Below are 11,713 nucleotides of genomic sequence, written 5' to 3' on the forward strand. Positions count from 1 at the left end.
CGACCAGACGGGAAGCTAAAACAGGATGCCCGGACCGGGAAGGCCCCCGCAGCCCGACTATAACCGCGTTAGCGCCTCTGACCTGCGGCGATGCTGCGGCGAGCACGTGATCGTCTTGTCATGACAAAGTGTTGACATGCTCGGCCTGGCGGGCCATGCTTGTCGGACGAGCTCACCGTCGAGAGGACCCCGTGCGGTCTCCGGCAGTGGCACCGACACGCCCGCCGGCGCGCACGGCGGGTCCGACTCCCGCCCCACAGCACGGCGGGCCTGCACCACGGAGGCAGCATGAGCGAGACCCCTTCGGCCCCCGCCGGGACATCGTCGGCCCCCGCCGCGTCGTCGGCCCCCGCCGGAACGATCCGGCTCACCGTCGCCCAGGCCCTGGTGCGCTTCCTCGCCGCCCAGCACAGCGAGCGCGACGGCGTGCGGCAGCGCCTCATCCCCGGCGTCTTCGGGATCTTCGGCCACGGCAACGTCGCGGGCCTCGGCCAGGCGCTGCTGCAGAACGCGATAGACCCGGGCCCCGCCGAGGCCGCTGTTCCCGCCGAGGCTGCGATGCCCTACTACCAGGCGCGCAACGAGCAGAACATGGTGCACACCGCGGTCGCGTACGCGCGCACCCGCGACCGCCTGCAGACCCTCGCCTGCACCGCCTCGATCGGCCCCGGCTCGACGAACATGGTCACGGGCGCCGCGCTCGCCACGATCGACCGCATCCCGGTGCTGATCCTGCCCAGCGACGTCTTCGCGAACCGCGCCGTCGACCCGGTGCTGCAGCAGCTCGAGGACGAGCGCGCCCTCGACGTCTCCGTCAACGACGCCTTCCGCCCCGTCTCACGCTTCTTCGACCGCATCTGGCGCCCCGAGCAGCTCATCCCCTCGCTCCTGGCGGCGATGCGCGTCCTCACCGATCCTGCCGAGACGGGCGCCGTGACGATCTGCCTGCCCCAGGACGTGCAGGCCGAGGCGCACGACTGGCCGCTCGCGCTGTTCGCCGAGCGGACCTGGCACGTCGGCCGCCCCGTGCCGGAGCCGGCGGCGCTCGACCGAGCCCTCGAGGTGATCCGCGGCGCGCAGCGCCCCGTCGTCATCGCCGGCGGCGGCGCGATCTACTCCGGCGCGAGCGACGCGCTCACCGCGTTCACCGACGCGACCGGGATCCCCGTGCTCGACACGCAGGCCGGGAAGGGCGCGCTGCACGGCGACCACCCGCTGAGCCTGGGCGGCGTGGGCGCGACCGGCACCGACGCCGCGAACACGCTCGCCGCCGAGGCCGACGTCGTGATCGGCGTGGGCACCCGCTACACCGACTTCACCACCGCCTCCCACACGGCCTTCCGGAACCCGGACGTCCGCTTCGTGAACCTCAACGTGAAGGCGTTCGACGCGGCGAAGCACGCCGCGACGATGCTGGTCGCCGATGCGCGGGAGGGGCTCGACGCGCTGCGGGCCGGCCTCGAGGGCTGGCAGGTCCCCGCGCAGCACGGCGAGCGCGCCCGCGGCCTGCGCGCGGCCTGGCGGGAGCTCGTCGCGCCCTGCTTCGCCCCGCACGATCAGGAGCTCCCGGCCCAGACCGAGATCTTCGGCGCGCTCAACGAGCTGATGCGCGATGACGACATCCTCATCAACGCCGCCGGCTCCATGCCAGGCGACCTGCAGGCGCTGTGGATCGCACGCTCCCCGCGGCAGTACCACCTCGAGTACGGCTTCTCGTGCATGGGGTACGAGCTGCCCGCGTCGCTCGGCGCGAAGATGGCCGCGCCCGACGCGGAGGTGGTCGCGATCATCGGCGACGGCACCTTCCAGATGGCGCCGCAGGAGATCGCCACGATCGTCGCCGAGCGGGTCAAGGTCATCCTGGTCATCCTGCAGAACCACGGCTGGTCCTCGATCGGCTCCCTCTCCGAGTCCCACGGCAGCCAGCGTTTCGGGACCCGGTACCGGATGCGCAGCGAGGAGAGCGGCCTGCTCGACGGGGACACGCTCCCCTTCGACATCCCCGCCAACATCCGCTCCTACGGCCTCGAGGTGCAGGAGGTCTCCGATGCGGAGTCCTTCCGCAAGGCCTACCGTCGCGCGGCGGCGTCGACCGAGGCGACCGCGATCGTGGTGAACACGAACCTGTACGGTCCGAACCCGCCCGGGATCGGCTGGTGGGACGTGCCGGTCAGCGCCGTCTCCCGGCTCGAGTCCACGCAGGCGGCCCGCGCCCGGTACGAGGCCGAGATCGCCCCGCAGCGTCACTACCTCTGACCCCGTCGGACCCGGGCGCCGCCCCGCGCGGCCCCGTCGGCCGTCCCACGCGGCCCCCGTCGGCCCAACGCCCCGCAGACCCCGCAGACCACACAGACCCCGCAGACCCCGCAGACCACGAAGGGAACCCCATGGGATACGAGATCACCCACTGGATCGACGGCCAGGAGGTCGCCGGCTCCGGCGCCACGCAGCCGATCATGGACCCCGCGACCGGCGCCGCGGTCGGGACGCTGCACCTGGGCGATGCGGGGACCGTCGACCGCGCCGTGCAGGTCGCCGCCGCCGCGCAGAAGGAGTGGGCGAAGGTCTCGCTCGCCCGGCGCACCCAGATCCTGTACCGCATGCGGCAGCTGATGATCGAGCACACCGACGAGATCGCCGCCGTCATCACCCGCGAGCACGGTAAGACCCTCGCCGACGCGAAGGGCGAGATCGCCCGCGGCCTGGAGACCCTCGAGTTCGCCACGTCCATCACCCAGGACCTCAAGGGCGGCTTCTCGCAGAACATCTCCACCGGCGTCGACGGGCACACCCTCCGCCAGCCGCTCGGCGTCGTCGCCGGCATCACCCCGTTCAACTTCCCGGTGATGGTGCCCTTCTGGATGCACCCCATCGCGATCGCGACCGGCAACGCCTTCGTCCTCAAGCCCTCCGAGCGCGACCCCTCCGCCTCGAACCTCGTCGCCCGCCTCTACCAGGAGGCCGGTCTGCCCGACGGCGTGTTCCAGGTGGTCCACGGCGGCAAGGAGGTCGTCGACGCGCTGTGCACGCACGACGGCATCGCGGCGGTCTCCTTCGTCGGCTCGACGCCGATCGCGAAGCACGTCCACGCCACCGCCTCCGCGGCGGGGAAGCGGGTGCAGGCCCTCGGCGGCGCGAACAACCACGCGGTCGTGATGCCGGACGCGAACGTCGAGTTCGCCGCCGCGCAGATCGCCTCGGGCGCCTTCGGCTCCGCCGGCGAGCGCTGCATGGCCGTGCCGGTCGCGGTGACCGTGGGCGCTGTGCACGAGGAGTTCCTCGCCGCGATCACGGCCGGGGCCGAGAAGCTCGTGGTCGGCCCCGGCGACCGCGAGGGCACCGACATGCCGCCGGTGATCACGCCCGACGCGAAGGCGCGCGTGATCCGCATGACCGACGAGGCCGAGGCTGCGGGCGCCACGATCGTCGTCGACGGGCGCGGGCTCGTGGTCGAGGGCTTCGAGAACGGCAACTTCGTGGGGCCGACGGTGATCACCGATCTCGCCGCGGATCACCCGACCTACACCGACGAGGTCTTCGGCCCGCTGCTCGTGGTGATGCACGTGCCGAACTTCGATGCGGCGATCGAGCTGGTCAACGCCTCGCCGTTCGGGAACGGCACCGCGATCTTCACCGACTCCGGCCACTACGCGCGCCGCTTCGAGGACGAGATCCAGGTGGGCATGATCGGCATCAACGTGCCGATCCCGACCCCGGTGGGCTACTACTCCTTCGGCGGCTGGAAGGACTCGCTGTTCGGCGAGCATCATGCCCACGGGCCCGAGGGCGTCTCCTTCTACACCCGGCAGAAGGCCGTCACGACGCGCTGGCCCGCGCAGAACGAGTCCGTCGAGAGCTCGATGAGCTTCCCGACCCACGACTGACCCGGCCCATCGGCCGTCCGTCGCGCCGCCACCTGACAGCCCGTCGGCTCCGGGCCATCGGCTCTGGCCTGTTTCTCAACCATTTCCGGGCCGAAAGTGGTTGAGAAACAGGCCATCCCGGGGCGCCGCGGGGAGGATGGCCGCCGCACCGCCCGTCCGCGCCGCCCAGCGCCCCACTGCCCGTCCCGCGCCGCCCGCGCCACCGCTCCCACCCGTCGAAGGAGACCCCATGATCCCCGGCACCGCGCCCGTCCCCGACCGCTCCCGCAACCCCGAGGCACCGTTCGACAAGCTCACCATCGGGGTGTGCCCGGATCAGTGGGGCGTGTGGTTCCCCGAGGACGAGCAGCAGATCCCCTGGCGCTCCGCCCTCGCGGAGATGGCGGAGGCCGGGTTCTCCGTGATGGAGACCGGGCCGTGGGGCTACTTCCCGCAGGACGCAAAGGAGCTGCAGTCCGTCATGGACGAGCACGGCTTCCGCGTCGTCGCCGGGACCGGCTGGGGCATCCTGCACAAGGAGGAGGCGTGGGCGGAGACCGAGCGGACCTTCCGGGCGATCGCCGAGACGCACGCCGCCGTCGGCGCCGAGTACATCGTGCACCTGCCCCCGATGTACCGCGACGAGAAGACCTGGGAGTTCACCGACGACCGGGAGCTGACCGGTGCGGCGTGGCGGCGCTACGTCGAGAACGCGAACGAGCTGGGCCGCATCATGAAGCAGGACTACGGCCTGCAGATGGTGCTGCACCCCCACGGCGACTCCCACATCGAGACCCCCGAGGAGATCGCCCGCGTCTTCGCGGCGACCGACCCGGAGCTCGTCAGCTTCTGCCTGGACACCGGCCACATCGTCTACGGCGGCGGGGATCCGATCGCGATGATCGACGAGTACCCCGAGCGGATCGGGTACGTGCACATCAAGGCCTTCGACCCGGACATCACCCGCGAGGCCCACGAGAAGGACTGGCCCTTCGGCGAGGCCGTCGCCAAGGGCGCCTCGGTGAAGCCGCCGGCCGGTCTGCCGGACATGCGGGACCTGGTCGCGAAGCTGGCCACGCTCGACAAGGAGCTGTACGTGATCTGCGAGCAGGACCTCTACCCCTGCGACCCGTCGCTGCCGCTGCCGAACGCGATCGCGACCCGCGAGTTCCTGGCCGAGTGCGGCCTCGGCGTGAAGTGAGAGGAGCCCTCCCATGGTGACGATCCTGCTCGGCGGCGGTGGCTCCGGTGCGTGAGATCGGCGTCGGCGTCGTCAGCCTCGGCTGGATGGGGCGCCTCCACTCCAGCAGCTACCAGCGGATCCCGACCCGATTCCCCGAGCTCGGCATCCGGCCGCGTCTCGTCGTCGCCGCGGACCCGATCGAGGAGAACCGGCGGGCGGCCATGGAGCAGTTCGGCGCCGAGCGGGTCGTCGCGGGCATCGACGAGCTGCTCGCGGATCCGGCGGTCCAGGTCGTGTCGATCTGCTCGCCGAACTTCCTGCACCGCGACTTCGCGCTCGCCGCCGCGGCGGCCGGCAAGCCGTTCTGGATCGAGAAGCCGATGGGGGTCTCCGCGGCGGAGTCCCGCGAGATCCACCGCGCCGCGCAGGAGGCGGGGGTCGCGACCGCGGTGGGCTTCAACTACCGCCACGCCCCGGCGGTCGCCCACCTGCGGGAGCTGGTCCGCAGCGGGCGGCTCGGCCGGATCACCACCGTGCGCTGCTGGCTCTTCGCCGACTACGCCTCCTCCCCCGACGGCCCGCTGACCTGGCGCTACGACCGTGAGCGGGCAGGCAGCGGCGTGATCGGGGACCTGCTCTCCCACGGCGCCGACCTCGTCCGGCACGTCACCGGGCAGTCCGTCACCGAGGTCTCCGCGGCGTCCGACATCCTCATCCCCGACCGCCCCCTCCCGCTCGGCGCGGGCGTCGGACACGGCGGGGTCGCGGTCTCGACCGAGCGGGGTCCGGTCGGCAACGAGGACTGGGTCGCGGCGCTCGCCCGGCTCGACGGCGGGGCGCACGCGACGCTCGAGGCCTCGCGGGTCGCCCGGGGGCATCGCAGCGACTACGCCCTCGAGCTGTACGGCACCGAGGGGTCGGCGCGCTGGTCGTTCACGCGGATGAACGAGTTCGAGGTGATGCTGGGCGACGGCGGCACCGAGCACGGCTACACCACGGTGCTCACCGGCGCGGGCCACGGCGAGTACGCGCGCTTCCAGCCGGGCCCGGGGATCCCGCTGAGCTTCGACGACCTCAAGACCATCGAGGCGGCCGCCTTCCTCTCCGATGCGGTGCACGGCACGGACCGGGCGCCGTCCACGGCCGACGGGCTGCGCGCGGCGGAGGTCTGCGAGGCCGTGGTGCGGTCCGCCGCGTCGCGGCAGTGGGAGGCCGTCCCCGCGGGGTGAGGGCCGACGGGTGGGTCGCGACCGGGAATCGGCCGGGAGTCGGCCACACCACGTGTTACGGCGCTCGGCCCCCGCGCGTCGCCGGGAATCGGCCCCCCAAGCAAGTACGGCGCCTGAGGGAGCATGTTCCGCCGCACATGCTCCCTCAGACGCCGCTACCCGCCGGTAACCGGGAGGTGGCGGGCCGCCCGCCTTCACCCCTCGCGCAGGACCTCGCGGACGATCGAGTCGTCGCGGCGGTCGTGCCCGAGCTCGCTGCCGCGCCGGTACAGCGCCTGGGCGGCCGTGGCCAGGGGCACCTGCTGCCCCACCTCCGCGGCGGCCTCGGTGACGAGCCCCATGTCCTTGACGAAGATGGTCAGCGCGGAGCGGACGTCGTCGTAGGCCTCCTCGACCATGCGCCCGCCGCGGTCGGCGAACATGAACGAGTGGGCCGCCCCCGTGTTCAGCACCTCGTGGACCTGGCGCACGTCGAGCCCCATCCGGTCCGCGAGGGCGATCGCCTCCCCCGCGGCGGCGATGTGCACGCCGCACAGCAGCTGGTTGACGATCTTGAACCGCTGTCCGTCGCCGGGTCGGGGGCCGACGACGGGGGCGTTCGCGGCGAGCGCGTCGAGGACGGGGCGCACGGCGGCGACGTCGGCCTCGGCGCCGCCGACCATCACCAGCAGGTCGCCGGTCGCGGCCCGTGCCGCTCCGCCGGAGACCGGGGCGTCGACGATGCTGCTGGACACGCCCGCGAGCCGCGCGACGGCCGCCTCGACGGCGGCGGGGCCGACGGTGGACATGATCAGCAGCACCGTCTCCGCCGTGAGCTCGCCGGCGATGCCGTCCTCCTCGCCGTGGAGCACGGCCTCGAGCTGTTCGGGGGTCGCGACCATGACGGCGACGACGTCGGTGCCGCGCACGGCCTCCCGGGCGGTGCCGGCGATCGTGGCGACGTCGGCGAGGGCCTCGCGGGCCGCCGGGAACACGTCGAAGGCCGTCACGGGGAGGCCGGCGCCCGCGAGCGCGCGGGCCATGGGGGCGCCGATCGCGCCGAGGCCGATCCAGGCGACGGAGGGGGTGGTGGTCATCAGGAGCTCCTCGGGGTGGGGGCGGGGGCGGTATCAGGGCGGGGGCGGCGGACCGCCGCCGTCAGCACGTCGACCACGTCGGCGAGGGCCTGCTCCCCGCCGACGTTCCCGGGGAAGACGACGTACGGCATGCCGAGCACCTCGTCCGGCGCGTCCTCGGCGGCGAAGAGCGACACCTGGCCGGGCCAGAACTGGCCCGCGACCCGTGCGCGGCTGATCCCCAGGCCGGAGGCTGCGACCTCGTGCGAGGTGATGCCGCCCTTGGCGACCACCCAGGCGGGACGCACGGTCCGCACCTGCCGCACCACCTCGACCACGGCGTCGGACACACTGCGGGCGATGGCGAGCGACTCCGCGGGGTCGTCGGTGCGCACCAGTTCGCGGCTGGTGTAGACGACGCAGTCGTCGTGGACGAGGCTCGCGCGCAGACGTTCCGCGATCTCGGCCAGGTGCTGCTCACGGCGCGCATCGAGCACGGAGGGCACGTCGATCTCGACCTCGACGAGGCCGCCGCGCTCCTGCACCGCGCGCAGCTGCGTCGTCGTGAGGCCGACGTGGGAGCCGACCACGACCAGGCCGTGCTCCAGCCGCTCGGCGCCGACGGGAATCGCGTCGGCGTCGAGCACCCGCGCGCCGTGCTGGCCGGCGAGCGGCCGCACGAAGGACGGCGCGCAGCGGCTGACGAGGGTCGCCCCCGCGGACTCACGGCGGCCGACCGCCGCGGCGACGACCTCCATGTCCGCGTACTCGGTCGCGTTGACGACGACCCAGCGGCCATGGCGGGCCCCGGCGAGGATCTCCTCGACGCGGTCGACGCCGCCGACGCGGATGTCCTCAAGGGAGATGCTGAGGACCTCCGCCGCGGACAGCTCGCCGCCGGAGCACTCCTCGAGGAAGTCCCGCAGGTCGGAGCGGGTGTAGCCGAAGGTGGCGTCGCGGGCGAAGTCGGTGTCCTCGACGCGGAGCACCTCCCCGCCGACGCGCGCGTAGTGGACATCGCCCTCGGTGAAGCGGCCGGCCTCGAGCATCGCGGGGACGAACAGGATCGCGTCCACCGTGCGGCCGCGGGCGGCGAGCTCGGCGGCGATCGCCCGCGGCTCGGCGAGGACGTGCCCGCGCAGGGTCGAGTCGGAGCGGGAGACGATGTGCAGGCCCCCGTCGGCCGCCGCCTCGGTGCCCAGCGCGTCCAGCACCCCGCCCACCACGCGGCGGGTCAGGGCCACGGCCTCCGCCTCGTCGAGGGCGCGGGAGTTGGTGAGCACGAAGCAGGTCGCGCCGGGGGTGGTGAGCACCTGGGCTGCGCGGTCGGTGTCGAGGTCGAGGACCACGTCCACCCCCGCCACGCACTGCGACCCGGTGGGGTCGTCGTCCAGCACGAGCAGGCGGCGAGCGACGGGAGCGGGGGTGGACATGCGGGACTCCTTCGAGCGGAGAACGGGGTCAGGCGGCGATCGCGTACACCACGCTCGAGACGCCGAAGCCGAGCAGCGAGATGGTGGTGCCCACGAGCGACCAGGTCCGGAACGTGGTCACCGTATCGAAGCCGCAGAAGCGGCCGATCAGCCAGAACCCGGAGTCGTTCACGTGCGACCAGCCGATCGAGCCGCAGCCGATCGCGATGACCGCGGCGGCGACCGCGACGGCGCCGAGGTCCGCCCCGAGGAAGGCGGGCGCCATGATCGAGGCGGCGGTGGTCGCCGCAACCGTCGCGGAACCCTGCGCGATGCGCATGACGGTCGCGACGAGGTAGGCGGCGACGATCAGCGGCAGGCCCATCGCGTCGAGCCCCTCGGCGATCTCGCCGCCGATGCCGGTCTCGGTGAGGACGCGGCCGAAGGCGCCGCCCGCACCGGTGATCAGGATGATCGAGCAGACGGGCGCGAGGGCGTCGTCGACCAGGTCCTCGAGCAGGCCGCCGAGCTTCTCGCCGCGTCGACGACGTGGGACGACGTACAGCAGCAGCATCGCGAGCAGGGCGGAGAGGGACAGGGCGACGGGGGTCGCGCCGAGCAATCGGGAGAGCTGGAAGAAGACGTCGTCGGAGCCGACGGTGCCCTGCTTCTCGAGGGTCGAGTAGGCGGTGTTGAAGAAGATCAGCGCGAGCGGCAGCAGCAGCACGATGAGGATCGAGAAGAAGCCGGGACGCTCGTCCTGCGGCACGTCGCGGGGCTCGCCGAGGAGGGCGGGAACGGGGCTGTCCGGATAGCGACGGGCGATGACGCGGGCGACCCAGTAGCCGCCGAGGTACCAGGTGGGCAGGCCGATGAGCAGGCCGATGATGACCACCAGGCCGACGTCCACGCCCATCACGGTCGCGGCCGCGGTGGGGCCGGGGTGCGGAGGCAGCAGGCCGTGCATCATCTGGAAGGACGCGATCGACGGCAGCACGTACAGCATGAAGGAGCCGCCGAGTCGCCGGGCGACCGTGTAGATGACCGGCAGCATCACGATGAAGCCGGCGTCGAGGAAGATCGGGAAGGCGTAGAGCAGCGAGGCGACCGCGAGGGCCAGCGGGGCACGATGCTCGCCGAAGGTGTCGAGCATCTTGTCGGCCAGCACCTGGGCGCCGCCGGTGATCTCGATCAGCCGTCCCAGGACGGCACCGAATCCGACCAGCAACGCCACCGTGCCGACGGTGGTGCTGAATCCGGCGACGACCACGTCGATCACGTCACCGACGCCGATCCCGGCGGCGAGGCCCGTGCCGACCGCGATGATCAGCAGCGAGAAGAAGGCGTGGAGCCTCACTTTGATGATGAGGACGAGCAACAGGATGATCGCGCCGAGCGCGATGAGGAGGAGCTGCAGGACACTGCGGTCCGCGAGCACGAGGTCTTCCATGGATGTCTCCGTTGACGGGGGTGGGGGGATGGGGCTGGGGTGGGGACCGGGGAACGGTGGTCGGGGCCGTGGGAAGGGGCGGGGCCGCCCGGGGCCGCGATCCTCAGGTCGAGTGCTGCATCTGGACCGCTATGACCGGCCGATGACGGTCCAAACGCAGCACTCGGTGCGAGAGCCGACGGATGGCGGTCCAAGCGCAGCACTCGGTGCGGGAGCCGGCCGACGGTCCGGGACAGCCGACGGGAGTCACCGAGTGCTGCATCCGGACCGCGATGAGCGCTCCGTGGCGGTCCAAACGCAGCACTCGGTGCACGGCGGGGGGCGGTGACACTCGGCGCACGCCCGCCCCTCGCGGGGGCAGCGTCAGTCCGCGCGCGGGGTGGCCTTGGGGGCGGGGCCCAGCTCGGCGAGCAGCTGCGACATCTTGGCGTACGCCCTGTTGCGATAGGCGACGAGCTCGGCGGCGGTGGCCTCGTCGTAGTCGCCGAGCAGGCCCTTCCCGTTCTTGACGCCCTTGCGGTCGGCGGCGACGGCGCCGGAGAGGAGCTCCGGGGTGGCGAGCCGCTCGCCGAAGGCCTCCTCGAAGGTCACGAAGCAGTTCGCGTAGACGTCGAGCCCGGCCTGGTCGGCGATGGCGAAGGGGCCGAAGAAGCCGAGGCGGAAGCCGAAGGTGGTGCGGACGATGGTGTCGACGTCCTCGGCGGTGGCGACGCCCTCCTCGACCACGGCGGTGGCCTCCTTGAGCAGCGCGTACTGGAGGCGGTTGAGCACCATGCCGGGGGTGTCGGCGACCTGGGCGCCCTGGTTCCCGGACCTCGCAAGCAGCTCCTTGACCGCCTCGACGACCTCGGGGGCGGTGGCCTCGCCGGCCACCAGCTCGACGCCGGGGATGAAGGGCGCGGGGTTGGAGAAGTGCACGGTGAGGAAGCGCTCGGGGTGCTTCACCGCGCTGACCAGCTCCTTCACCGGGATGGTGGAGGTGTTGGTGCCGATGATCGCCTCCGGCCGGGCGTGCTCGGAGATGCGCGCGAGGACCTCGCGCTTGACGTCGACGCGCTCGAAGACGGCCTCCTCGATGAAGTCGACGTCGGCGACGGCCTCCTCGATGGTCTTCCCGGCGGAGATGTTCTTCTCCACCAGATCGGCGCTTCCGGGCGCGTACAGGCCCTGCTCCTCGAACTCGCGGGCCTCGCGGCGGAGGCGCTCGAGCGAGGCGTTCGCGGTCTCGACGCTGACGTCGGCGACGGTAACCTCGAAGCCGGCGATGGCCAGGACCTGGGCGATGCCGCCGCCCATGTAGCCGGCGCCGACGATCGTCACGGTGGAGATGGACATGCGGGGGACTCCTTCGTCGTGGGGCGCCGCCGCAGATCGGGGCGCACGCCGCAGACAGTAGCAAATCCTATTGGATCTCGGCTACAGGCGATCTCGCTGCGGGAGGAGACCCGTGGACCGCCGCCGGCCGATCTCCGGACCGTCCCAGAACGACGCCGGGAGCAGGGGGGGTTAGGGGGCTCGGGT

Annotated in this window: 8 protein-coding genes; 4 read left to right on the top strand and 4 right to left on the bottom strand. The window is 72.5% G+C overall.

Annotation, left to right across the window (positions count from 1 at the left end; genetic code table 11):
- Nucleotides 1-288: 288 nt before the first annotated feature.
- The 4 genes from iolD (at nt 289) to V1260_RS05615 (ending at nt 6,275) form a co-directional block, all read left to right on the top strand.
- Nucleotides 289-2,256, top strand: a complete 1,968-nt coding sequence (gene iolD, locus V1260_RS05600; protein WP_329745819.1) for a 3D-(3,5/4)-trihydroxycyclohexane-1,2-dione acylhydrolase (decyclizing) — start codon at nt 289-291, stop codon at nt 2,254-2,256.
- Nucleotides 2,257-2,387: 131 nt separating this feature from the next.
- Nucleotides 2,388-3,884 (top strand): CoA-acylating methylmalonate-semialdehyde dehydrogenase, encoded by a 1,497-nt coding sequence (locus V1260_RS05605; RefSeq protein ID WP_329745820.1) that lies wholly within the window; start codon nt 2,388-2,390, stop codon nt 3,882-3,884.
- A 229-nt stretch (nt 3,885-4,113) separates the two neighbouring features.
- Nucleotides 4,114-5,064: a TIM barrel protein gene (locus V1260_RS05610; protein ID WP_329745821.1), complete on the top strand. Its 951-nt coding sequence runs from the start codon at nt 4,114-4,116 to the stop codon at nt 5,062-5,064.
- Between the two features lie 38 nt (nt 5,065-5,102).
- A complete protein-coding gene (locus tag V1260_RS05615) occupies nt 5,103-6,275 on the top strand; it encodes a Gfo/Idh/MocA family protein (RefSeq protein WP_329745822.1) in 1,173 nt (390 codons plus the stop codon).
- 194 nt (nt 6,276-6,469) lie between these two features.
- Here the strand turns inward: V1260_RS05615 and V1260_RS05620 are convergent, their stop codons facing one another.
- The 4 genes from V1260_RS05620 to V1260_RS05635 form a co-directional block, all read right to left on the bottom strand.
- Nucleotides 6,470-7,351: an NAD(P)-dependent oxidoreductase gene (locus V1260_RS05620; RefSeq protein WP_329745823.1), complete on the bottom strand. Its 882-nt coding sequence runs from the start codon at nt 7,349-7,351 to the stop codon at nt 6,470-6,472.
- Entirely contained in the window at nt 7,351-8,763 is a 1,413-nt protein-coding gene (locus V1260_RS05625; RefSeq protein ID WP_329745824.1) for a four-carbon acid sugar kinase family protein, read from the bottom strand. The genes V1260_RS05620 and V1260_RS05625 overlap by 1 nt, the downstream gene beginning before the upstream one ends.
- A gap of 28 nt (nt 8,764-8,791) precedes the next feature.
- Nucleotides 8,792-10,192, bottom strand: coding sequence for a GntP family permease (locus V1260_RS05630; RefSeq protein ID WP_329745825.1), 1,401 nt, complete (start codon nt 10,190-10,192; stop codon nt 8,792-8,794).
- A gap of 363 nt (nt 10,193-10,555) precedes the next feature.
- Nucleotides 10,556-11,527, bottom strand: a complete 972-nt coding sequence (locus V1260_RS05635; protein WP_329745826.1) for a 3-hydroxyacyl-CoA dehydrogenase family protein — start codon at nt 11,525-11,527, stop codon at nt 10,556-10,558.
- Nucleotides 11,528-11,713 lie beyond the last annotated feature (186 nt).

It is taken from the genome of Brachybacterium sp. J144 (assembly GCF_036321705.1).
In the GTDB taxonomy this organism is placed as follows: Bacteria; Actinomycetota; Actinomycetes; order Actinomycetales; family Dermabacteraceae; genus Brachybacterium.

Coding starts and splice junctions, on each gene's coding strand:
- iolD (WP_329745819.1), top strand. CDS start 289: ATGAGCGAGACCCCTTCGGCCCCCGCCGGGACATCGTCGGCCCCCGCC.
- V1260_RS05625 (WP_329745824.1), bottom strand. CDS start 8,763: ATGTCCACCCCCGCTCCCGTCGCTCGCCGCCTGCTCGTGCTGGACGAC.
- V1260_RS05635 (WP_329745826.1), bottom strand. CDS start 11,527: ATGTCCATCTCCACCGTGACGATCGTCGGCGCCGGCTACATGGGCGGC.
- V1260_RS05620 (WP_329745823.1), bottom strand. CDS start 7,351: ATGACCACCACCCCCTCCGTCGCCTGGATCGGCCTCGGCGCGATCGGC.
- V1260_RS05630 (WP_329745825.1), bottom strand. CDS start 10,192: ATGGAAGACCTCGTGCTCGCGGACCGCAGTGTCCTGCAGCTCCTCCTC.
- V1260_RS05610 (WP_329745821.1), top strand. CDS start 4,114: ATGATCCCCGGCACCGCGCCCGTCCCCGACCGCTCCCGCAACCCCGAG.
- V1260_RS05605 (WP_329745820.1), top strand. CDS start 2,388: ATGGGATACGAGATCACCCACTGGATCGACGGCCAGGAGGTCGCCGGC.